Here is a 21828-nt window from a genome sequence, read left to right on the forward strand (position 1 = left end):
TGCGCAGGGGTTCCCTCGCCCCTAATGCGCCCCGTCCCAGTCCCGCGCCGCGTGGGCATCCACGCGGATCGGCACGGTGAGGTGCACGGCCGGGACCGCGGCGTTTTCCATCACCTCGCGGATCACTGGAATGGCGGCGTCCTCGGTGCCTTCGGGCACTTCGAAGATCAGTTCGTCATGCACCTGCAGCAGCATGTCGGCGGCGATGCCGGCGCGCTTGAGGGCCGGTTCCATGCGGATCATGGCGCGGCGGATGATGTCGGCGGCCGAGCCCTGGATCGGGGCGTTGATAGAGGCGCGCTCGATGAAGGCGCGTTCGGAGGGGTTGCTGGAGGTGGCGTTGGGGAAGGGGATGCGCCGGCCGAACAGCGTCGTCACATGCCCGTCCGCCTTCACCCGCCGCTTCTGGGCGTCCATATAATCCTTGATACCGGGGAATTTGGCGAAATAGGCCTCTATATAGGCCCGCGCCTCCGAGCGCTCGATCGAGAGCTGGTTGGCAAGCCCGAAGGCCGAGATGCCGTAGATGATGCCGAAATTGATCGCCTTGGCCCGCCGCCGCACTTCGGACGGCATGCCCTCGATCGGCACGCCGAACATTTCGGACGCCGTCATGGCATGGATGTCGAGTCCCTCCTCGAACGCATCCTTGAGCGCCTGGATATCGGCGATATGGGCCAGAACGCGCAGCTCGATCTGCGAATAGTCGGCCGAGATCAGCATCTTGCCCGGCGCCGCCACGAAGGCGGTGCGGATCTTGCGGCCATCCTCGGTGCGCACGGGGATGTTCTGGAGGTTCGGCTCGTTCGATGAGAGCCGCCCTGTCAAAACCGCCGCCTGGTGGTAGGATGTGTGCACGCGGCCCGTGCGCGCGTTGATATAGCCGGGCAGCGCGTTGGTATAGGTGCCCATGAGCTTGGTCAGCTGGCGCCATTCCACCACGGCGCGGGCGAGCGGCACCCCCTGCAGGGCGAGGTCCTCGAGCACGTCGGCGCCGGTGGCCCATTGCCCGGTCTTGGTCTTGGTGCCGCCGGGCAGCGCCATCTTGCCGAAGAGGATTTCGCCCAGTTGCTTGGGCGAACCGAGATTGAAGGGCTCGCCCGCCAGCTCCTGCGCCTCGGCCTCGAAGGCGGCGGCGCGCTGGGCGAAATCGCCCGAAAGCCGCGCGAGAATGCCGCGATCGACCGAAATGCCGCGCCCTTCCATCCGCATCAGAACCGGGGAAAGCGGCCGCTCCAGCGTCTCGTAGACGGTGGTGGCGTTTTCGGCCACGAGGCGCGGGCGCAACACGTGCCAGAGCCTGATCGTCATGTCGGCATCCTCGGCGGCATAGCGGGCCGCTTCGGGGATGGGCACCTGCGCGAAGGTGATCTGGCTCTTGCCGGTGCCGATCAAATCCTTGATCGGGGTGCCCGAATGGCCGAGCCAGGCCTGCCCCAGCGCTTCCATCGAATTGTTGCGCGCCCCGTCGAGCGCATAGGCCATCAGCAGCGTGTCATCGATGGGCGCAAGCGTGATGCCGTAGCGCACCAGCAACCCCATGTCGTATTTCACATTGTGCCCGATCTTGAGGATCGAACGATCCTCGAAAAGGGGCTTCAGCGTCGCGAGGGTCTCGCGCATGTCGAGCTGGCCCTCGGCCCGCCCGCCCCCGAACATGTCGCTCTCCCCACCGGCATGCCCGAGCGGAATGTAGCAGGCATGGCCGGGCCGGGTGGAAAGCGAAATGCCCACGAGGTCGGCCTGCTGGTTGTCGAGCCCGGTGGTTTCGGTGTCCACCGCCACATGGCCCATGGCGCGTGCGTCCGCGATCCAGTCTGCCAGCCGCTCGCGGCTCACCACGATCTCATAGGCATCGGTGGCAAAGGGCAGGGCGCGGATGCGCTCGGCCTCCGCCGCGGCAAGGCGCACCGGCGTATCCTCGCCCGACGCGCCGGCGACGCCGGTGCCGGCCGAAACCTCCGAAGGGGCGGCTCCGGCCGTGGTGGCGCTCGTGCCTGTGGGCGCGGCATTGGCGGCCCTCAGTTCCGGATCGGCCTCCCAGGCATCCGGGTCTGCCCCGATCAGCCCGGCGATGCGGCGGGTGAAGGTGGAAAATTCCATCGCTTTCAGGAACGGGAAGAGCTTGCCGGGCGCGATCGGCTCGCGCACCAGCGCATCGATGGGCAACTCCACCGGCACATCCTGCGACAGCGTCACCAGCCGGCGCGAGACGCGCGCCAGCTCGGCATTGTCGATCAGCTTCTGCCGCCGCGCCGGCTGCTTGATCTCGGTGGCGCGGGCGAGCAGGGTTTCGACGTCGCCATAGGTGTTGATGAGTTCGGCCGCCGTCTTCACCCCGATGCCGGGCACGCCGGGCACATTGTCCACCGCGTCCCCGCACAGCGCCTGCACCTCGACCACCTTTTCGGGGGCAACGCCGAATTTCTCGAACACCTCGTTGGGCCCGATCCACCGGAGGGGCGGCTGGCCGGGCCGGGGCAGGGTATCGAGCATGCGCACCCGCCCCTCGGCATCGATCAGCTGCATCAGGTCCTTGTCGGAGGAGACGATGGTGGCCCGCCCGCCGGCCTGTCGCGCCATCACGGCATAGGTGGCGATGATGTCGTCGGCCTCCCAGCCCTCCATCTCGATGCAGGGGATGGAGAAGGCCCGGCTCGCGGCGCGGGTGAGCGGAAACTGCGGCACCAGTTCTTCGGGCGGGGGCGGCCGGTGCGCCTTGTAGTCGGGGTAGAAATCGCTGCGGAAGCTCTTGGCCGAATGATCGAAGATCACCGCCATATGGGTCGGCGCGTCCTCGCCCTTCAGATCTTCGGTCAGCTTGTGGAGCATGGTGCAGAAGCCCGAGACGCAGCCCACCGGCAGACCGTCGGATTTGCGCGTCAGGGGGGGCAGGGCGTGGAAGGCGCGGAAGATGAAGGTCGAGCCATCGACGAGGACGAGATGCATGAAGGCGATTCCGGGCTGAGCGCAGCGTTTGGCGAGAACTTTAGAGCATCATCGCCGCCCGCGATATGGCCGAGGCGCTGCGCCGGAGAGATCGATCCCCGACGGCATCTGCCCTGTCGTCAGCGTGCCGTTGCCCGCACCAGCTCCGCCCAATCGTAGCGCTCACCCAGATAGGCCGACCCTTCCTTGGACAGATGTCCGCTATCGCGGTAGATGAAGCGACCCTCCTGCACCACGTCGCAGAGCCCGTAAGAGCAGATCATGTCCGAGAGCCAGATGATCGGCAGGTCGGGCTCGATCGCCTCGAGAAAAGCCAGCGCGTCCGGGCGCGGCGACTTGCCCAGAAGCCTTTGCAGCGAGACAAGCAGGGTCTGGTCGCCGTGGCCGTCGCGGGTGAAGAAGTCGCAATGATCCTCGCCATAGCCAAAGAGCGCCGCGCCCGTCAGGCAATTGCCGACATTGAAGCCGGGGGATGGCGTGGGTGAAATCAGCACCACGCGCGCCCCCGTGCGCCGGATTCGCTCGAGGGTCGCGGACGTTGCCGCGATGATCCGGGAGATCCGCTCGGCCTCGGGGACCTCGATGCCGTCGCGGCCGATCGCGCCGTCCTCGACGATGCCGAAGGGCGAGGACAGCACGACATACCGGACCGAAGGATTGGCCTCGAGCCACGCCATCACCTGGTCGTTGAAGGCAAAGCAGCCAGCCCGCCAGTCAGCATCATAATCGGCCCGGAACAGGCTCATATCGAGCAGCGGCGCACAGGAGGATTTCGATTGCTGCTGGAGCTTTAGCCCCGCTTCGCTCGCGATCAGGCCCGGTGCCAGGTGCATGGCGTAACTGTCGCCCCAGAGCAGGAATTCCGGATCCTCTGCCGTCCGGCAGTTCGGCGATTCCGAGAACTTGTCCTCGCAATCGTGATGCAGCCCGAAATTGATCGCCACGCGCGCTTCAAGGGCCGGCACGTCCTGCTCGATCGTCGCAAACCGCATCGGCGCGCCGTTCTGGAGATGGCCCCAGAGCCCGAAACCGCCAAGCGCCAGAAGACCCACGGCAGAAGACGCAAAGATGGTCGCCCGGTTGAAAATCTGGCGCGCCCTGCGCTGCCGGAACGGCGTCTCGACCAGCAGCCAGGTGAGATAGGCCAGCACGAAGCTCGCGATACTGAGCCCGATCATCATCGTGTCGTCGGTGCGCGGAAAGCGGATGCGCGCAAAGGCGAACAGCGGCTGGTGCCAGAGATAGGCGCTGTAGCTCAAAAGCCCGATGCCCACGAGCACGCGGTTGGACAGGAGCCGCCCGACGAGGGTTTCCTGCCCGGCAAAAAGGATGATCATCGCCGTGCCCAGCACGGGTATCAGGGCCCAGAGCGAGGGAAACGGGATCTGCCCGTCAAACAGCACCGCCGCGCCCGCGATCCCCATCAACCCCAGCGCAGCCAGCGCCCCGCGCAGGCGGGCACTCGCGACCAAGGGCTCGGGCCGCGCCAGGGCGAAGGCGCAGAGCGCGCCGATGCCCAGTTCCCAGGCGCGGGTCGGCAGCAGGTAGAAATTGGCCGATGAAAAATGCCGCCAGCCATATTCCGCGAGTGCGAGGCTGGCAACGCTCAGGAGCACGAGAACCGCGAGCGTCGCCTTGCGCGAGCGTGGCAGCAGCCCCATCAGCAGCAATGGAAACAGGATGTAGAACTGCTCTTCCACAGCCAGCGACCAGGTGTGGAGCAGCGGATTGAGATCGACGGCCGGCGCAAAATACTCAGCACCGCCGATGAAGAAGATGTTCGAGTAAAACAGCGCGACTGCGATCAGGGCTTCGGAAAAATACTTGAACTCCGCCGGCAGCATCCAGAGCCAGGCGAAGGGGATGCAGCAGGCGCACACGAAGATGAGGGCGGGCAGGATGCGCCGGGCGCGACGCTCGTAAAAGCTAAGGAGCGAGAACCGCCCCTCCGAGATTTCCGTCATCAGGATCGTCGTGATCAGGTAGCCGCTGATCACGAAAAACACGTCCACCCCGACAAAGCCTCCCGAAAACGGGAAGAAGCCGGCATGGAAAAAGATGACAGGTAGAACCGCGACGGCGCGCAGCCCGTCGATCTCGGCGCGATATTTCATCTGATGTCTGAACTGCCCCAACCGCGCGCAGTCTGGGTCCTAATGCCGGAGAGTTCAAGAGCGGGCGTCGGCCTCCGCCGCACGCCCGCCTTATGGGAGCTACTTCTTCTTGCTGCGTTCGGAAATGAAGTCGGTCACCGCGAACAGCACGCCCGAGAGGACGAAGGTGAAGTGGATGGCGATCTTCCAGGCCAGCTGGCTGTCATTATAGCTCTCGCTGACCAGGAACGCCTTCAGAAGCTCCACCGCCGATATCGCGACGATGGCGCCGATCAGCTTCAGTTTGAGATCGGCAAAGCCCACCTGGCCCATCCAGGCCGGCCGGTCCTCGTGATCATTGGTGTTGATCCGCGAAACGAAACTCTCATAGCCGCTGAAGACGATGATGAGCAGCAACACCGCGATCAGGGCCGTGTCGACCAGCGTCAGGATGGAGATCACCACGTCATAGTCGGACGTCGTCCAGATATTGAGGACCAGATCGAGCAGCTCCTTGAGGAACTTGAAGAGCAGCACGACCATCGCCACCAGGAGGCCGATAAAGAACGGCGCCAGGATCCAGCGGCTGGTAAAGATCAGTGTTTCGATGGCCCGTTCCAGTGCCGCCATGATGCGCTTTCCTCAAGACCGACAGGTTAAAGACCAGGCGTGCCGGCGACGCTGAGGCCCTTTGGCAGGGGGCCGGATCCAGTGCCGCGCACCTCTAGAGCGATGCCGTTCGGCAGGCAAGCGGAGAGGTGGGGCAGGGGCCCCATGTCCACACTGCCAAAAGCCCGCGCCAATCACACCACCAGCCCTGCGCAAGCCTTGCGCCCTTGCCTTCCGGCCGCGAAAGGCCCAGTTACAGCGTCCAAGAAGGAACACCAGCTCATGGCGCGCAAGCCCAATTACGATTTCGAACGCAGGGAACGCGAGCGGCTCAAGGCGCTCAAGGCTGCGGCACGCGCCGAAGCCAAGCTCAAGCCGCCCGTGGATGAGGCCCAAGCCCCGTCCCCCGACGACGAAACGCCCGGGCACTAGCCCGTGGCGCCCCAGGATCCGGCACGCTCGGCCCTGCCGCCGTTTTTTGCCGACCAGATCGCCGAAAGCGAAATCGCGCTCCATCCCGCGCGCATCGATGGCGTGCATCGCGATCGTCTGAGCGCGCTTATCGCCGGCACGCAGGTGGCCCTGACCCTGCCGCCCCGCGCCGATACCGGCGCCTTCGCGGTGGGCGACTGGGTGCTGGTCGAGCCCCTGACGCATCTGCTTATCCGCAGGCTCGAGCGCAAGAGCCTGTTACAGCGCCCCGCCGAGGGCCGCAGGCCGACCCAACTGGTGGCGGCCAATATCGATACGCTGTTCATCGCCGCCTCCTGCAACGCCGATTTCAATATCGCCCGGCTCGAACGCTATCTGGCGCTCGCCAACGATGCCGGCACCGATCCCGTCATCGTCCTCACCAAATCCGACCTTGCCGAAGACCCAGGGACCTTCATCGCGCAAGCCACCGCGCTCCAGCGGCAACTGCCCGTCGTCGCGCTCAATGGCAAGGCGCCCGATGCCGTCGCAATGCTCGCCCCCTGGTGCACGCCGGGAGCCACCGTGGCGCTCGTCGGCTCGTCGGGCGTGGGCAAATCCACCCTCGTCAATGCGCTTGTAGGGCAGGCCGAAGCGCCCCAGCAGACGGGCGCCGTGCGCCAGAGCGATGCGCGGGGCCGCCACGTCACCACGTCGCGCTCGCTGCATGCCATGGCCGGGGGCGGCTGGGTCATCGATACGCCGGGCATGCGCAGCCTGCATGTGCAGGATGTGCGCGAGGGCATCGATACCCTCTTTGCCGAAATCACCGAACTGGCGCCCGCCTGCAAGTTCCGCGACTGCAGCCATGATCACGAGCCCGGCTGCGCCGTACGCGCCGGCGTCAAGGCCGGTACGGTCGACCCCGAACGCCTCGCCCGCTGGCGCAAGCTGCAGGACGAAAACCGCGCACCGGCACGGCGTTGACGCGGCGATCCCTCACCCTACGCTATACCGCGCGAAGCTGACGCCATTGTCGAAATTGCGCTGCTCGGTACGGGTGAGCTTGAGCACGCTGTCGCGCAGCGGAAACATCGGGGTGCCACTGCCCACCAGAACCGGCACGGTATAGATGTTGATCTCGTCCACCAGCCCCATGGCGAGGCAGTGGGCGGCAAGGCCGGGGCCCGAGACCCCGATCCTGCCCTCGGTCGACGCCTTGAGCGCGCGCAGCGTCTCGGCATCGAGCGATCGCAGCAGCCGCGTGCGCGGCGTCGTCACTGTTTCGAGCGTGGTTGAAACCACGATCTTTTCGGCTTTCTGCCAGGCGCGGCCGAAATCGCGCTCGGCGGGTTCGGCCTTCGGATCGTCGGCGAGCTTTTCCCAAACCGCCATCATCTCATACATGCGCCGGCCATAGAGCGCGATGGTCTCGCGCGCCTGCTCGGCCTCGGCGAAGCGGTGCACCGCCTCGTTGATCTGGCCCCATTCGAAATCGCCTCTGGCATCGTTGATGAAGCCATCGATCGAAGCCATCATCGAGTAGACGACGTCGCCCATACTTCGCCCTCCTCTCAGGCCGCCTGCGGCAGGCCGGGGCCGGCGGCCACGTCGCGCCGGGGCGGGGGGAAGGCGAGCGCGATGATCGCCGCCATCACGCCCACCGCCGCCGAGGCGATGTAGAGCCAGTGATAGGTGCCATAGGTGTCAAAGAGCCATCCCCCGCCCACCGGGCCGAAGGCCATGCCGATGCTCGAGACCATGGTGGCCGCGCCCAGAACCGTTCCCATCACATGGGGCCCGAAATAATCGCGCGCCAGCACCGAATAGAGCGGCATCACTCCGCCATAGGCCATGCCCAAAACCACCGCCAGCATGTAGAACTGGTTGATTTCGCTGACATAAATATAGAAGTAGATGCTGATGGCCTGCAGCGCGAGGCCCGCCACCAGCACGCGCTTCACCCCCAGCCGGTCGGCAGCGATGCCGAAGGCGAGGCGCCCGAAGAGCCCGGCGATCCCCTCGACACTGTAGATGCTGGCCGCCGCCAGCGCCGAGGCGCCGCACAGCATGGCATAGCTCACCGTGTGGAAGATCGGGCCCGAATGGGCCGCGCAGCAGAAAAAGAACGTCGCTGCGAGCACGATGAATTGCGGTGTCCTCAGCGCCGCAAAGGCGTTGCGCGGCGGGGGCTCCTGCGGGGCCACATCGGTCCCGGGGCTGGGCGCCGCCGCCTGCGCCTCGGGGGCGCGGCGGATGAGCAGGCCCGCCGGCACGATCAGTGCCGTGGCGATGATCGCGGTCAGCATCATCGCGGTGCGCCAGCCCTGCGCCTCGATCAGCACGGTGGCCAGCGGTGTCACGATCATCGGCGCCACGCCCGCGCCCAGCGATACCAGCGATACGGCAAGGCTGCGGTTCTTTTCGAACCAGCCCACCGTCGTTGCCATCAGCGGGGCAAAGAACGCACCGCCCGAGGCCCCAACCAGCCCGCCATAGGCGATCTGGAACATCAAAAGATCTGTGGTGCGCGAGGCGAGGAACAGCCCCACGCCCAGGATCACGGCCGCGATCATCACCACCGGCCGCGCCCCGATCCGGTCGGTCAGCATGCCCCAGATGAAGCCGGCCACCCCCATCACGATGAACCCGATGGTCATCGCGCCCGAAATCCCGGCCCGCGTCCAGCCGGTCTCAGTGGCGATGGGCGCCAGATAGACGGGCAGCGCGAACAGCGCCCCCATTGCCACGCAGGTGATCAGCGCCCCCGCTGCCACGATCACCCAGCCATAATGCCGTTCCATTCCCGCTCTCCTCCCGAGCCCGTTCCTGCCAGCACGACGAGGCAGGATGAGGCAGATCGACAGGAGGCGCGATAAAAAACCGCGCCGGACCGATTGCCGATCGCAATCAGCCTAGCGCGGTCAAAACCGATTGTAAATCGCAAGTAGAATTGCGGAGGGCTGACTGCTACTCCGGCCGCTTGCGGGCCCGCGGCGCATCGCCGGCTCCCGATCCGTCCGGCTTGCTGCGCGGCTTGGGCTTGCCCTTGTCCTTGTCGGGCCGGGTCTTGTCGGCCTTTTTCGGCTTGGCGCTTGCCGTCTTTGCATAGGGCTTGCTGCCCGCCGGCTTGGCCCAGTCCGAACGCGCCGGTCCGGGATTGTCGGAGGGCTTCTTCTCGTATGGCTTTTTGGCGTAGGCCTTTTTTTCGTAAGCCGGCTTGTCCGAAGCAGCCTTGTCGAAGGGAGTCTTGTCGAACGACGCCTTGCCATAGGGCTTCCTGACGGGGCGCTCGTCGGCAGCCCTCTCGGTCGGCGCGTCCGAAGCCCAGGGCCGCCCGGCCCCCTCGTCTGCGGCGCGCGGTTCGCGCGGCTTGCGGGCCGGGGCTGCCGCTTCGGGCGCACCCTCCTGCTGCGGGCGGATGCGCACGCCTTTTTCCAGCGCGCCCTTGCGTGACACCTGCTCGGCAAAGTCCGGCGCCGCATCGGCCGCGATCTCGAAGCGCGTCTCGGTCTCGTCGATGCGGATGGCGCCAACCTCGCGCTTGGTCACCCCACCGGCCTTGCAGATCATCGGCAAGAGCCATTTGGGGTCGGCCCGGTGCTTGCGCCCCAGCGACAGGGTGAACCACGCGCCATCGGCAAAATCGCCGCCCCGCTCGGGCCTGCCACGCTGATGGCTCCGGTCCTGCCCGCCGCCCTCGAGCGCGTCCGACCAGTCGAAGCGCTGGCCCAGCTCCAGCCGCTCGCCGCGTTCGGGGCGCTCGGTCCGCTCGGCGCGGTCCTTGCGCGTCCGCTTCTCGCGCGTCAGCGTCAGGGGCAGCACGGTAACCTCTTCGGGTACCGGCCGGCGCTTGAGCTCCTGGCGCACGAAGGCGGCCGCCAGCTGCTCGGGGCCCACTTCGGCGAGGAGCTTTTCCACCAGCGCGGCTTCTGCCTCCTCGGGCGGCGCCTCGGTACGGGCGGCGGCCACGATGTCGGTCTGGTAGCGCGTTTCGATATCGGCGATGGTGGGCGGGGTGCGCAGCGTCGCGGTCAGCCGCGCGAGCGAAAGCACGCGCGTTGCGGCGGCGCGCCGGTGCTCGGGCACGATCAGCACGCACACGCCCTTGCGCCCGGCCCGGCCGGTGCGGCCCGAGCGGTGCAGAAGCGTTGCCGGATTGCCCGGAATGTCGGCATGGATGACGAGCCCCAGATTGGGCAGGTCGATGCCGCGGGCTGCCACGTCGGTTGCCACGCACACCTGCGCGCGCCCGTCGCGCATCGCCTGCAAGGCGCTCGAGCGCTCCGACTGCGCCAGTTCGCCCGAGAGCGCCACGGACGAAAAGCCGCGATTGGCGAGCCGCGCGGCCAGATGCTTCACCGCCTCGCGCGTGTGGCAGAACACCAGCGCGCTGTCGCTCTCCGAGCCCAGCAGCGTGTTGATGATGGCGTGTTCGCGCTCGTCGCGCGCCACCAGCATCATCTGATACTCGATATCGGCGTGCTGGGCGTCGGGCGCGCTCACCGCCACGCGCACCGCATCGCGCTGATAGGTGGCCGCCAGTTCGGCGATGCCCTTGGCCACTGTGGCCGAGAACATCAGCGTGCGCCGCTCCTCGGGAGCAGCGGCCAGAATGAATTCGAGATCGTCGCGAAAGCCCAGGTCGAGCATCTCGTCGGCTTCGTCGAGCACGATGGCGCGGATCGCCGAAAGGTCGAGCGCGCCCTTGCTGATATGGTCGCGCAGACGGCCAGGCGTTCCCACCACGAGGTGCGCGCCGCGCTCCAGCGCCCGCCGCTCGGCGCGCAGGTCCATGCCACCGACGCCGGTCGCCGTGCGCATGCCGGCGGCCGCATAGAGCCAGTCGAGCTCGCGCCGCACCTGCATGGCCAGTTCGCGCGTCGGCGCGATCACCAGCCCCAGCGGCGCGCTCGGTGCGTCGAAAACACCGGCATCGCCCAGAAGCGTCTGGGCGATGGCGAGCCCGAAGGCCACCGTCTTGCCCGATCCCGTCTGCGCCGAAACGAGGAGATCGGCGGTTTCATGGGCCGGGGCGAGCATCGCCTCCTGCACCGGGGTCAGCGTCGTATAGCCCTGCGCTTCAAGCGCGGTGGCGAGCGCTGCGGGAATGCTGGCCGGCAGCGGGGCCGGCGCGTCTTCAGTCGTCATGGATTAAACCTTCGTGAACGCGCGGCATACCAGCTTATGCGGGGTTTGGGCAGCCTTTGATTGCATCGCGTTCCTGCGATGAGCGCAGGTCGCGCAGATCATAAAGAGATCACCACCGCGCCGCGCTTGCGCCCGCTATCGACGCGGGCATGCGCCTCCCGCATCTGCGCAAAGGCAAAGACGCTGTCGATCACCGGCCGGATGCGGCCGCCCACGGCCAGCCCCACGAGGGTTTCGAGATCCTCGCGCCGTTCGTCGGCAGGTCCCGAAATGGCCCGCCGTCCCTGCCAGGGCCGCGCGATCATGTCGCCGATGCCCCCCGCAATGGCAAGAAACCGTCCGCCATCCTTGAGCAGGTGGCGCGTTGTCTTGAAGCTGGTCGCGCCCACGCAATCGGCGATGATGTCGAACCGGTCGGGCAGGGCGGCGAGATCGGTCTGGGCATAATCGAGCGTCCGGCTGGCGCCCAGCCCCGCAACGAGGTCGCGATTGCCGGCGCTGGTCAGCGTCGTCGTCGCAAGACCTCCATCCACCGCCAGTTGCAGCAGCAGCGATCCCACCGCGCCCGAGGCGCCGATGATCAGCATGGTCTCGCCCGGCCGGGTCTCGGCGCGCCGCATATAGGAGAGGGCGGTGCTGCCGCCAAAGGGCAGGGCGGCCGCTTCGGTAAAAGAGAGCGCCTCGGGCAGCCGCACGATCCGCCCGTCGGCCGGCATCAGGCGAAACTCGGCATGGCAGCCCATCTCTCCGCCCGGAAAGCCCAGCACCCTGTCGCCGACCTTGAACCCTTTAACGCCATCGCCCAGCGCCGCCACCTCGCCGGCAAAATCGGTGCCGAGCACCCCCTTGCGCGGGCGAAACAGCCCCAGCGCCGGCCGTCCGAACACGCCCATGCCCGGCGGCAGGATCAGCGAGCGCACCCGCCAGTCGCCGGCCGATACGGTGGTAGCGCGAATGCGCACCAGCACCTCGCCACGCCCGGGCCTTGGCGTTTCGCGCTCGATCAGCTCAAGCACCTCGGGCCCGCCATAGCCCTTTGCGATCCACGCCTTCATCTTGGCTCCTCGCCCTCTGCGGGCCGGTATGAAAACACCGCGGTCAGCGGCACCCCGAAGGCTGCGGCGATGCGGAACGCCACTTCGAGCGAGGGCGAGTAGCGCCCGGCCTCGATGGCGATGATGGTCTGGCGCGTCACGCCCACGGCGTCGGCCAGCGCCTGCTGGGTCATTTCGCCATGGCTGAAGCGCAATTGCCGCATGACGTTCTCGATGCGCGGTTCGCCCTTGCCCATCGTGTCACTGCGTCCGGTAATAAAGGAGCAGCGAGGCCGCCTCGGTGCCCCCCGCGAGAAGGAGCGCCCCGAACAGCCCGTGGATCGCGAGAACCGGCGAAACCCCGAGCGCGATGGCCAGAAGCGTCAGCGCTCCGCCGGCCGAGGCGATGTAATAGGCATTGCGCATGGCCTTGGCGGCAATCAGCAGGTCGCGCTCGTCGGCCTTTTCGTCACGCAGCTTTTCGCGCGTCGCGATGCCGACCCCGATCACGGCGGCGATGATGCCGACGATATTGACCCCCACCAGCACCCCGATCGCGATCACCATCTGCATGGCGGCCGGGGCCAGTTCCGCGGGCAGGCCGGCCAGAACCGTGAAGGCCAGCCAGCCGAGCCCGGCGAGCGTGCTCACCAGCGCCACCACCGCATTCCACTCCCGAAACCCCATGGGGCACCCTCCATCCCTCGGGGAATGGATATCGAGGCACTGGACGGAGATGTAAAGTATTCCTTACATCGTGTCGGGTTTTTCTGACGCTACCCCCGCCGCCCCGCTGGGCTCTCCTCGGGCCGGAGCAGAAGCCGCCAGATCGCGGCGCCGAGCGCGCCTCCGGCGAGGGGGGCGAGGAGGAAAATCCAGACCTGCCCCAGCGCCTCGGTCTGCGCAAAAAGCGCGGCCACGAGCGAACGCGCCGGGTTCACGCCCGTCCCGGTCACCGGCAGGAGCACGAGGTGGATGGCAATCAGCGCGCCGCCCACCGCCAGCGGCGCCGCGATCCGGCTCTCGCGCCAGCAGGCGGAGAGGAAGACCAGCGCGAGCATCGCGGCGCCCGTCATCTCGGCGATCACCGCAGACGTCAGCCCATATCCGCCGGGCGAATTGATGCCATAGCCATTGGCGGCAAAGCCCCCAGCGACGAACCCCGGCGTACCCGATGCGATGAGGTAGATCGTCCCTGCGCCGGCCAGCGCCCCCAGCGATTGCGCCGCCCAATAGGGCAGCAGCCGGTTGCGCGGCAGGTGTCCGCCTATCGTGGCGCCGAGCGAGAGCACGGGGTTGAAATGCCCGCCCGAAACTTGCCCCAGCGCCAGCATCGCGCTCATCTGCGCCAGCCCGAAGGCCAGCGCGATGCCGCCATAGCCGATGCCGATCTCGGGCAGGGGCGCGGTCAGTACCGCTGCGCCGAGCCCGATGAAGATGACGAAAAAACTGCCCAGCCACTCGGCCAGAAGGGCCCTGAACATCGCGTTCGCCCCTCCCGGCGCCGCCTCAGCGCAGCCCGGTTTCCTCGAGCAGGCCGAGCCGCTTGGCTTCGTAATAATAGCCCCGCGAATAATGCCGGATCGCGGCATTCTCGTTCTTGCCGCCCACCAGCCACGCCCCGCGCAGGTATTTCACCGCATAGCGCAGGTTGGTGTCTGCATCGAGGAGCCCGCTCGCCGGCCCGCTATAGCCCATCGACCGCGCCGTATCATGGCGGATCTGCATCAACCCCCAATAGGGGCCGTTGCGCGCCTTGGGGTTGAAGGTGCTTTCGCGCTGCACCACCCGGCGCACCAGCGAGACCGGCACGCCATAAAGATGGCTGTAATGGCCGATGAGCCGGTCGATCTCGCCGCGTCCGCTCGTGGAGGGCGTGGCGGCGAAGGCCAGCGGTTCGGCCGATCGCGTTGCCGGCGCGGGCGCCAGCGATGCCGTGGCGATGCGGGCGGCGCCCGGCCCGAGTGCGGCCGTCTTGCCCTGCGGCATGGCAAAACCCACCGGGAAACTGGCCGAACTGCAGCCCGAAAGCACGATGGCAAGGCCGCAAAGGGCCGCCAGTGTCGCCCTGGACGAGCGCTTTGCGCGGGACTGCGCTGTGGATAACGAAGCAGAAACCATGCTGCGTTGTAGCAGAGGCCGAAGCGGACGAAAACTGTGACAGAATCGCAGCACTGCCGTTGTGCCCATGGGCGCGATTTCCCAATGGCGGCAACCTCGTGTATGAGTGTCCAGACCTCTCGTCTCAAGAACCCCTACCTCTTGTTTGAAGAAACAGTGTGCGACGCATCAGGACCGGACCGGGTTTGAACGTTTTGGGATGGGCCGGCCCGCGCCTCAGGGGTAGCCTCGGCAAGGCGCGCGGCTTTCTGCCCGCCCCGCGCCGCCCCCGCGAGCATGCCCCGGGTGCCGGTCCGCTCCTGATCGTGGGCTGGTCCGAGCTCGTGCCGGCGCTGCTGCGCCAGTTTGCCGGCAATGCCCGCCCGGTAACCCTTCTCGCAGACCGTCCTGCCGCCGAGCTGCGCGACAGCCTTGCGCTGCGCCTTCCGCCGCGGCTTCTGGCGCAGGTGCAGCTGGCCTCGGGCGATCCGGGCGATCCCGCCATCCTCGCGCATCTCGATGTCGAGGCGGCCGAGACCATCCTCCTCCTTCGCCCCGTCGCGCGCGATCCGCTCTCCACACAGTTGCGCACGCTTCTGGCGCTCTTGCCCTTGCGGCGCGGCAAGGCCGGCATCCTCGCCGAAGTCGATGGCGCCGCCGCCTCCGATGCGGTGCGCGGGCTGGGGCGCGGCACGGTGCAGCCGGTGCGCGCCCGCGCCCTTGCCGCCCGCATCGCCGCCCATGCCGGCAGGGTGCCGATGCTGGGCGAAGTCTACCAGACCCTGCTCGGTGCCGGCCTGCCGGCCATCAGCGTCGGCGATCATCCTTCGCTCGAGGGCATGCCCTTTTCCGAGGCGACGCTGGTTTTTGGCGAGGCGGTGCCGCTGGGCATCCTCGATGCCTCGGGCCGCGCTTTCCTCAATCCCTCCCCCGGCACGCCGCTCGGCGATGGGCTCAGGCCCATCCTGCTGGCCTCGGGCGAGGGCGATGCGCATGTCTCGGCCCTGCCGCTCGATATCGACCGGGCTGCGCTGCGCGCCCAGTCCACCGCCCCGCGCGATCCCGAGCGCATCCTGCTCCTGGGTTGGAGCGATGATGTGCCAGCCATTGCGCGCGATCTGCGCCGCGCCGTGCCGCCGGGCTCGGTGCTGACGGTTGCCGCCGATGTCGAGGGCCTGGCCGACAAGGTCGCCGCCCTGCCGCTCAGCGACGGGCCGCTCTCGGTCGAATATGGCCGGCTCGATCCCACCGATCGCAGCGTGGTCGCGAGCCTCTCGGCGGGCGGCTACAGCCGCATCATCGTGGCGAGCGAAGAGGGCACCGCCGATGCCCGTGCCCTTGCCACGCTCCTTGCACTGGGAGCCCGGCCGGCGCCCGGCGTCGTCGCGCTCTTTGCCGAGGAGCGGCACGAGCCCCTCGTCGAGGCCACCGGCTCGCCCGCCGAGCGCATCTATCGCGATCGCCTCGCAGCATTGGCCTTTGCCTTTGCCGCAAGGCCCGGCCCCGCTGCCGCCATTCTCGATGATTTGCTTGATGCCCATGGCATGCAGATCGCCCTGCGCGATCCGGCCGAACTGCTCGATCCCGACCGCCCGGTCAATTTCTTCACCGTCACCGAAGCCTGCCGCCGGCGCGGGGAGCTGGCCATCGGCCATTTCATCCACCGCGATCCCGATCCCGATGTGCCGCCCACCCTCGTGCTCAACCCGATCAAGGCGCGCCGCGTCAGCTATCGGGCCGGCGACCGCATCGTGGTCTTGCTTCAGGGCTCGGTATAGCCCGAGACCCTGACGCTGAGCCCATCGGTCGGCGCGGGGAAGACGAGGATCACCGGCTTGCTGCCGCCCGCGGGCAGAAAGTCGAGCGTCGCCGTCGCCGTCGTCTCCCCGAGCGTGCCCTCGATCTCCACCCCGATGGCCGCCTTGCGCCCGATATTGTGCGCCTCGACCGTCACCGCCTCGCCGGCAGCCGTTTGCGTCCGCTCGGTGATCGCAAGGCTGATCGAGGCATGCCCCTGCCGCTGCATCAGCCCCTCATGGATGAGGTGAGAGCAGAGCCCCAGCACCAGGAGGGCCGAAAGCGCCGCCGCCACCCATTCGATCCGCCGCCCCATCCGCCGGGCGCGGTCGTCGGTCGATCGGGTCGCCTTGTTGTCGGTACCGCCTGCCATCATCGCCTCACAGGATCAGCCGCGCCGCCGCCGCCCCGATGGCGGCGGGAAAGCCCAGCACCACCACGGCGCGGATCGTCGCGTCGAGCCCCAGCCCATCGATGCGTCCGAAGGTCCAGAGCACGTAGAGGGAAATGGCGAGCGCCAGCCCGTAGCCCACGAGGGTGAAGCGCAAAAAGGCGCTCCACCAGGGCGTCTCGGGCGCAATCTCGCTGCCGCCCTTGAAGCCTGTGGCAAACACGAAGCCATGCATGGCCAGAAGCGACACCCCCACCAGCACCAAGAGGTGCCAGGGGCTCATGGTGATCGCCAGCATCTCGATCTCATCGGTCGGGGCGACGTTGAGCCCCAGGAACAGCGCGCCCACGGCCATCACCACCAGTTCCCCGCCATAGCTTTCCGAGGCCCGGTCCTCGCTTTCGCGCACGCTGTCGTCGCCGAGCTGGCTGCGCCCCAATAGCGCCCCGAGCGCGGCGGGCAGCACCTGCACCGCCACCTTGCCGATGATTTCGTTGGGGCTCATGCCCGGCCCGATCATCGCCAGCACCAGCAGCACGAGCGTGCTGACCGTAATCCCCAGCCCCAGCGCGATCAGCACGTCGCGAAAATCCTCGCGCCAGCCCCGCGTGCGCTCGAAGCCCGAATAATGCGACAGCACGAGGAGCAGCGGCAGCGACAGCCCGATCAGCAGCAGCAGGCGGAAGCGGTCGGCAAGGAACCCCAGCTGCCACATCTCCATGGTCATCAGCATGGGCAGGCAGAAGATCAGCGCCCCGCCGGCCGCGCGCCCAAGCCCGGCCAGCACCGGATCGGCAGATGCTGGGCCCTCGCTCTCGGTTCTGCCATGCACGCGTCTGGCTCCCGGCCTTATGCCAGATCCTCAAACGCGGCCCTGATCGCCGCGGTTCCGGCCCCTCAGGCCAAGGGCACCAGCATGTCGCGATCGGCCAGTTCCATGCCGAAGCCCGGGGCGTCCGAAACCTTCAAAAGCCCGTTGCGGGGCAGGTCCTCGCCGGTGAACAGCTCCCCGAACACCGGGCCGATGGCGCGGCCATCGGGCGATGCGGCGACATATTCGCAAAAGGCCGGGCCGGTCTGGCTGGCGATGAAATGATAGGAATAGGGCCCGCTGCCATGGGGCACGACCGGAATGTCATAGGCCGCCGCATGGGCCGCGATGCGCATGAGTTCGGTCAGCCCCCCGACCCACATCACATCGGGCTGGAGGATGTCGATGGTGCGCTCCTCGATGAGGCGGCGGAACCCGTAGCGCGAATATTCGTGCTCGCCGGTCGTCCATTTGAGCGTCGGGTGTGCCTGGCGGATCTGCCGGAACCCCTCGACATCCTCGGGGCTCAGCACTTCCTCCCACCAGTGGATGTCGAGCCCCTTGCAGGCCTCGGCGAGCGCGATGGCGTAGGAGACGGTGAGCGACATGTAGCAATCCACCATCAGCGGATAGCCGGGCCCGACGCTCTCGCGATGCGCGGCGAGAAAGGCGACGTTCTTTTTCAGCCCCTCCTCGCCCTCGAAGGGGCTGTGGGGCAGGGGCACCTTGGCGCCCCAGAAGCCCATGGATTTGACCGCATCGGGAGCGGGCGAGGTGCAGTAAAAGCTGATCTCGTCCCGGCTGAGCCCGCCGATGAGATTATAGACCGGTTCGCCCCGAACCTTGCCGACGAGGTCCCAGAGCGCCAGGTCGACGGCGCTGATCGCCATCACCGGCAGGCCCTTGCGGCCATAGGGCAGCGAGGCGCGATACATCTGGTCCCAGAACCGATTGATGTTGCGTGCGTCCTCGCCCAGCAGGAAGCGCGAAAAATGGTTGGCGATGAGCCAGGCCGCCGGATGCCCGCCCGATCCGGTGGCGATGCCGACATGGCCGGCCGCCGTCTCGATCTCCACCACCAGCGAGCCCAGAACACCGATGCCCCAGCTCGTGCGCCGCTCGCGATATTTCGCATAGCCCGACATGGGGTTCGAGATCAGGCTGTCCACCAGCCAGTGCGTCTGCCCGCCCTGCTGGAAATAGTCCCCCCCGCGCCGTTTCTGCGACACGGTGAAGACGCGGATATCGACGATGCGGAAGGGGTCGCTCACTTGAGGTCGAACACCTTTTTGAGCTGCACCTGCACCGGCATGTTGTCGGGGTGGGTGGCCATGATGTCGGCCATGAAGGCCCACCATTTCTTCATGATCGCCTGGTCGGGCAGGCGGTCCATGCCATGGTCGTCGGCGCGGATCAGCGTGCCGAACAGATGGTGGCTCTCGGGGTCGAGCCAGATGGTGTAGTCCGAGATCCCGGCTTCCTTCAAAGCCGTGACGAGTTCGGGGAAGATCTCGTCATGGCGCTTTTCATATTCGGCGGCCTGGCCGGGGTTGAGGGTCATGCGAAAGGCGATGCGTTCGGGCATGGATCAGCTCTCCTTCTGGCCTTGCTGCATGGCGAGGATGGTGGTGTCGCGCACATGTTCGAGGTGGATGGCATAGGCGGCAACCGCCGCCTCGGCCTTGCCCGCCATCACCGCCTCGGCAACATCGACATGCTGGGCGACGCTTTTTTCGATCACCCCCGGCAGCGTCGAGGCGAGCCGCCGCACATCGAGCCCCACGTCGTAAAGGCTCTGTGCCAGCGTTGTCAGCAGCCGGTTATGCGCGCCGTCATAAAGGGCCTGGTGGTATTCGATATCGAGCAGGCGGAAGGCCACCGGGTCGGCATGGAAGGCGCGGCCGTCGACGGCGAGCTTCAGGATGCGCTGCCGGTGCTCGGCGCTCGCCCGTTCGGCGCAGCGGCGCACGAGGTCGAGATCGACCACGGCGCGCGCCTCGAAATGTTCCCCGACGTCATAATCCTTGACCGAGAGCATGACGTTGAACGGCGCCACCAGCCGCGAGGGCGAGAGGTCGGTCACCGTATAGCGCCCGCCCTGCCGGCTTTCGAGCACCCCCATCAGCGTCAGGGCCTTCAGCGCCTCGCGCAGGGGCGGCCGCGAGATGCCGAAGGCGATGCCCATCTGCGCCTCGGTCGGCAGCCGGTCGCCCGACTTCAGATTGCCGCTCTTGATCATCGAGAGGATGCGGCCCGCCACCTGCTCGGAGATCGAGCGCCGTTCGAGCGCCGGGCCGGCAAAGCCCGCCGGCGCGCTCGTCCGGTTCGCCTCGAGCAGGAGGCTGGCAAAGGCATCGCCTTCGCTCACCAGTTCCCCCATGCTCGCGGCGCGCTTCTTCATGGCGGTGCTCAGAGCCCCAGCCGATAGAAGCGGTTGGCGTTGTCGCGATAGATCATGCGGGTCTCCCCTTCGGTGAGGCCGAGAGCGGCAAAGGCGTTGTCGAGCACCTCCACCCATTGGGTCATGGTGGTGGCCGACAGGCAGATGGGATAGTCCCCGGCATAGATCGTGCGTTCGGGCCCGAAATGCTCCAGGGTGGCGGCGATATAGGGCCTGAGGTCGGCTTCCGTCCAGCCCGGCCCGGCATAAGGGGGCAGGTCCGAGAGCTTCACATACATGTTGGGAAAGCGCGACAGGTCGGCCATGTCGGCCTTGAACTGCGCCAGCGCCCCCTGCTTGATCCCCGGCTTGCCGCAATGGTCGAGGATCATCGGCACCCCCGGGCTCACCCGCGGCACGAATTCGCGGATGATGTCCATCTGGGTGTAGTTGGGGTTGATGTCGAAGCTCCAGCCGAAGCGTTCGAGCAGGTTCACCCCGGCGATGAAGTCGGGCGAGAGCGTCAGCGCGCGGGGGTCCTTGTCGAACTCCATGATGCGGCGGATGCCTTTGACGGCGGGGTGCCTGTCCCGCATCGTCTCGAGCATTGGCAGGGCCTTCTCGCCCCATTCGAGCGGCGCCATCGGCACGATGCCGCGGATGCGCGGGTCGCGCCTGGCTTCGTCCTCGACAAAGGCGATCTCATCGAGATACTGCCCGCCGCCGTCCCAGAAATCGGCATAGCATTCGAGGAACACCATCGCCTCGATCTCGAGGTCCCCGCAGGCGGCATGGTAGTCCTCGACATGATAGGGATGCCCGAAAAGCTCGCTGCCCTCGAAGGCAGAATAGCGCAGCCGGGTCTGGTCCCACACATGCAGATGCGCGTCGATGATGGGGAAGGCGGGCATGGCTTGTCCTCAGGCGGTGAGCTTGAAGTTCTGGTCGGGGGTCTTGAGGGTGAGCCCGAAGCCGGGCCGGTCGTCGGCAAGGTCGATGCTGCCATTCTCGGCGATCGGTTCGCCATCGAAGATGTACCAGAAGAGCTCGTTGCCCACCTCCACCGGCACCTTGGGGAAATATTCGGCGATCGGGCCGGCATAGGTCGACATGGTCACATGGTAGTTGTGCATCTGCCCGGCATGGGGGATCACCACCACGTCATGGGCCTCGCAGAGATCGGCGATCTTCTTGGCGGCGGTGACGCCGCCCACCCGGTTCACGTCGAACTGCACGATGTCGTAGGATTTGAGGTCGAGCGCCTGGCGGAACCCGTAAAGGGTGTATTCGTGCTCCCCGCCCGAAATCGCCACCAGCCCCATCGCCTTGAGCTCGGCATAGCCATGCAGGTCGTCGGCGATGACGGGTTCCTCGACCCAGCGCAGGTTGAAGGGCGCCACCGCGCGCAGCATGCGGCGGGCATATTCGAGCGTCCAGCCCATGTAGCAATCGGCCATGATGTCGACATCGGGGCCCACCGCCTCGCGGGTCGTGCGCACCAGATCGACATTCTTGGCTATGCCGGCCGGCCCGTCCTTGGGCCCCCAGCCAAAGCGCAGCTTCACCGCCGGAAAGCCTTGCTCGGCATAGGCCTTGGCCTCGGTGTAAAGCGTATCGAGCGGCTGCGAATAGAGCCGGCTGGCATAGACGGGAATGCGGCTCTTGGTGCGTCCGCCCAAAAGCTTGAACACCGGCTGGCCGAGCAGCTTGCCCTTGAGGTCCCAGACCGCGAGATCGACCGCGCTGATCGCCGTCATCCCGATGCCCTTGCGCCCGAAGGGCAGGGTGCGCCGATACATCGACTGCCAGATATATTCGCTGTCGAGCGGGTCGGTGCCGATCAGCAGCGGCTTGAGATAGGTATCGATCGTCGCCTTGGTGGCATGGGGCGCAAGCGCGGCATTGCCGATGCCCACCGTGCCATCGTCGCAGGTGATCTCGACCACGAGCCAGCCCAGGAACCGGAACCCCGCGATCGAGCCGGTGACATCGGCGACCAGATCGCTGGCCGTGGTGCAGAAATGCGGCGGCATCGGAGCCACGGGGCCCACCCATTCCCAGATGGTGGTCTTGACGTCGGTGATGCGGGCCATGAAGGGCGG

20 protein-coding genes and 1 pseudogene are annotated in these 21828 nt (G+C 67.1%); 3 read left to right on the top strand and 18 right to left on the bottom strand.

The window, feature by feature from the left end; translation table 11 throughout:
• Positions 1-21: 21 nt before the first annotated feature.
• From polA to BT183_RS19495, 3 genes are all read right to left on the bottom strand, one after another.
• On the bottom strand, positions 22-2949 hold the full coding sequence (polA, locus tag BT183_RS19485) for a DNA polymerase I (RefSeq protein WP_072346716.1): 2928 nt from the start codon (positions 2947-2949) through the stop codon (positions 22-24).
• 119 nt (positions 2950-3068) lie between these two features.
• Positions 3069-5063 (bottom strand): acyltransferase family protein, encoded by a 1995-nt coding sequence (locus BT183_RS19490; RefSeq protein WP_072346718.1) that lies wholly within the window; start codon positions 5061-5063, stop codon positions 3069-3071.
• Positions 5064-5162: 99 nt separating this feature from the next.
• Complete coding sequence (locus tag BT183_RS19495; protein WP_072346720.1) at positions 5163-5672, bottom strand: TIGR00645 family protein; 510 nt, start codon at positions 5670-5672, stop codon at positions 5163-5165.
• 261 nt (positions 5673-5933) lie between these two features.
• On the opposite strand from BT183_RS19495, the gene BT183_RS20880 reads away from it, so the two are divergent.
• Positions 5934-6083, top strand: coding sequence for a hypothetical protein (locus BT183_RS20880; RefSeq protein WP_177282651.1), 150 nt, complete (start codon positions 5934-5936; stop codon positions 6081-6083).
• A 3-nt stretch (positions 6084-6086) separates the two neighbouring features.
• Entirely contained in the window at positions 6087-7049 is a 963-nt protein-coding gene (gene rsgA, locus BT183_RS19500; RefSeq protein ID WP_072346722.1) for a ribosome small subunit-dependent GTPase A, read from the top strand.
• Between the two features lie 12 nt (positions 7050-7061).
• On the opposite strand, the gene BT183_RS19505 is transcribed toward rsgA, so the two are convergent.
• The 8 genes and pseudogenes from BT183_RS19505 to BT183_RS21305 all read right to left on the bottom strand — a co-directional run.
• Positions 7062-7622 (bottom strand): dihydrofolate reductase family protein, encoded by a 561-nt coding sequence (locus BT183_RS19505; protein ID WP_072346724.1) that lies wholly within the window; start codon positions 7620-7622, stop codon positions 7062-7064.
• A 14-nt stretch (positions 7623-7636) separates the two neighbouring features.
• Positions 7637-8866 (bottom strand): MFS transporter, encoded by a 1230-nt coding sequence (locus BT183_RS19510; protein WP_072346726.1) that lies wholly within the window; start codon positions 8864-8866, stop codon positions 7637-7639.
• Between the two features lie 166 nt (positions 8867-9032).
• A complete protein-coding gene (locus BT183_RS19515; protein WP_072346728.1) occupies positions 9033-11213 on the bottom strand; it encodes a DEAD/DEAH box helicase in 2181 nt (726 codons plus the stop codon).
• A 98-nt stretch (positions 11214-11311) separates the two neighbouring features.
• The gene (locus BT183_RS19520) at positions 11312-12268 is read right to left on the bottom strand and encodes an NAD(P)-dependent alcohol dehydrogenase (RefSeq protein WP_072346730.1); all 957 of its coding nucleotides are present in this window, start codon (positions 12266-12268) and stop codon (positions 11312-11314) included.
• Positions 12265-12504, bottom strand: coding sequence for a helix-turn-helix transcriptional regulator (locus BT183_RS19525; protein ID WP_072346732.1), 240 nt, complete (start codon positions 12502-12504; stop codon positions 12265-12267). The genes BT183_RS19520 and BT183_RS19525 overlap by 4 nt, the downstream gene beginning before the upstream one ends.
• A gap of 4 nt (positions 12505-12508) precedes the next feature.
• Positions 12509-12934 carry a hypothetical protein gene (locus tag BT183_RS19530; RefSeq protein WP_072346733.1) on the bottom strand — a complete coding sequence of 142 codons (426 nt, stop codon included), beginning with the start codon at positions 12932-12934 and terminating at the stop codon, positions 12509-12511.
• A gap of 89 nt (positions 12935-13023) precedes the next feature.
• On the bottom strand, positions 13024-13731 hold the full coding sequence (locus BT183_RS19535; protein WP_072346735.1) for an aquaporin: 708 nt from the start codon (positions 13729-13731) through the stop codon (positions 13024-13026).
• Positions 13732-13756: 25 nt separating this feature from the next.
• Positions 13757-14206: pseudogene (locus BT183_RS21305) on the bottom strand (transglycosylase SLT domain-containing protein); the annotation flags it as partial.
• 347 nt (positions 14207-14553) lie between these two features.
• On the opposite strand from BT183_RS21305, the gene BT183_RS19545 reads away from it, so the two are divergent.
• Positions 14554-16125 carry a CASTOR/POLLUX-related putative ion channel gene (locus BT183_RS19545; protein ID WP_143145915.1) on the top strand — a complete coding sequence of 524 codons (1572 nt, stop codon included), beginning with the start codon at positions 14554-14556 and terminating at the stop codon, positions 16123-16125.
• On the opposite strand, the gene BT183_RS19550 is transcribed toward BT183_RS19545, so the two are convergent.
• From BT183_RS19550 to BT183_RS19580, 7 genes are all read right to left on the bottom strand, one after another.
• Positions 16110-16517: a hypothetical protein gene (locus tag BT183_RS19550; protein ID WP_143145916.1), complete on the bottom strand. Its 408-nt coding sequence runs from the start codon at positions 16515-16517 to the stop codon at positions 16110-16112. The genes BT183_RS19545 and BT183_RS19550 overlap by 16 nt on opposite strands.
• Before the next feature lie 7 nt (positions 16518-16524).
• Positions 16525-17367 (bottom strand): TIGR02587 family membrane protein, encoded by an 843-nt coding sequence (locus BT183_RS19555; protein ID WP_072346741.1) that lies wholly within the window; start codon positions 17365-17367, stop codon positions 16525-16527.
• A gap of 65 nt (positions 17368-17432) precedes the next feature.
• The gene (rhmD, locus tag BT183_RS19560; RefSeq protein ID WP_072346743.1) at positions 17433-18617 is read right to left on the bottom strand and encodes an L-rhamnonate dehydratase; all 1185 of its coding nucleotides are present in this window, start codon (positions 18615-18617) and stop codon (positions 17433-17435) included.
• Positions 18614-18931 carry an L-rhamnose mutarotase gene (gene rhaM / locus BT183_RS19565; protein ID WP_072346745.1) on the bottom strand — a complete coding sequence of 106 codons (318 nt, stop codon included), beginning with the start codon at positions 18929-18931 and terminating at the stop codon, positions 18614-18616. The genes rhmD and rhaM overlap by 4 nt, the downstream gene beginning before the upstream one ends.
• A gap of 3 nt (positions 18932-18934) precedes the next feature.
• Positions 18935-19747, bottom strand: a complete 813-nt coding sequence (locus BT183_RS19570; RefSeq protein ID WP_072346747.1) for a FadR/GntR family transcriptional regulator — start codon at positions 19745-19747, stop codon at positions 18935-18937.
• Between the two features lie 8 nt (positions 19748-19755).
• Positions 19756-20637 (bottom strand): amidohydrolase family protein, encoded by an 882-nt coding sequence (locus BT183_RS19575; protein WP_072346749.1) that lies wholly within the window; start codon positions 20635-20637, stop codon positions 19756-19758.
• 9 nt (positions 20638-20646) lie between these two features.
• Entirely contained in the window at positions 20647-21819 is a 1173-nt protein-coding gene (locus tag BT183_RS19580; protein ID WP_072346751.1) for an L-rhamnonate dehydratase, read from the bottom strand.
• Between the last annotated feature and the right edge of the window lie 9 nt (positions 21820-21828).

Source organism: Devosia enhydra, from assembly GCF_900119845.1.
Taxonomy (GTDB): domain Bacteria; phylum Pseudomonadota; class Alphaproteobacteria; order Rhizobiales; family Devosiaceae; genus FPKU01.

Coding starts and splice junctions, on each gene's coding strand:
- BT183_RS19570 (WP_072346747.1), bottom strand. CDS start 19,747: ATGAAGAAGCGCGCCGCGAGCATGGGGGAACTGGTGAGCGAAGGCGAT.
- BT183_RS19495 (WP_072346720.1), bottom strand. CDS start 5,672: ATGGCGGCACTGGAACGGGCCATCGAAACACTGATCTTTACCAGCCGC.
- BT183_RS19505 (WP_072346724.1), bottom strand. CDS start 7,622: ATGGGCGACGTCGTCTACTCGATGATGGCTTCGATCGATGGCTTCATC.
- BT183_RS19580 (WP_072346751.1), bottom strand. CDS start 21,819: ATGGCCCGCATCACCGACGTCAAGACCACCATCTGGGAATGGGTGGGC.
- BT183_RS19515 (WP_072346728.1), bottom strand. CDS start 11,213: ATGACGACTGAAGACGCGCCGGCCCCGCTGCCGGCCAGCATTCCCGCA.
- BT183_RS19575 (WP_072346749.1), bottom strand. CDS start 20,637: ATGCCCGCCTTCCCCATCATCGACGCGCATCTGCATGTGTGGGACCAG.
- rhaM (WP_072346745.1), bottom strand. CDS start 18,931: ATGCCCGAACGCATCGCCTTTCGCATGACCCTCAACCCCGGCCAGGCC.
- BT183_RS19530 (WP_072346733.1), bottom strand. CDS start 12,934: ATGGGGTTTCGGGAGTGGAATGCGGTGGTGGCGCTGGTGAGCACGCTC.
- BT183_RS19510 (WP_072346726.1), bottom strand. CDS start 8,866: ATGGAACGGCATTATGGCTGGGTGATCGTGGCAGCGGGGGCGCTGATC.
- BT183_RS19520 (WP_072346730.1), bottom strand. CDS start 12,268: ATGAAGGCGTGGATCGCAAAGGGCTATGGCGGGCCCGAGGTGCTTGAG.
- polA (WP_072346716.1), bottom strand. CDS start 2,949: ATGCATCTCGTCCTCGTCGATGGCTCGACCTTCATCTTCCGCGCCTTC.
- BT183_RS19490 (WP_072346718.1), bottom strand. CDS start 5,063: ATGAAATATCGCGCCGAGATCGACGGGCTGCGCGCCGTCGCGGTTCTA.
- BT183_RS20880 (WP_177282651.1), top strand. CDS start 5,934: ATGGCGCGCAAGCCCAATTACGATTTCGAACGCAGGGAACGCGAGCGG.
- BT183_RS19535 (WP_072346735.1), bottom strand. CDS start 13,731: ATGTTCAGGGCCCTTCTGGCCGAGTGGCTGGGCAGTTTTTTCGTCATC.
- BT183_RS19550 (WP_143145916.1), bottom strand. CDS start 16,517: ATGGCAGGCGGTACCGACAACAAGGCGACCCGATCGACCGACGACCGC.
- BT183_RS19525 (WP_072346732.1), bottom strand. CDS start 12,504: ATGGGCAAGGGCGAACCGCGCATCGAGAACGTCATGCGGCAATTGCGC.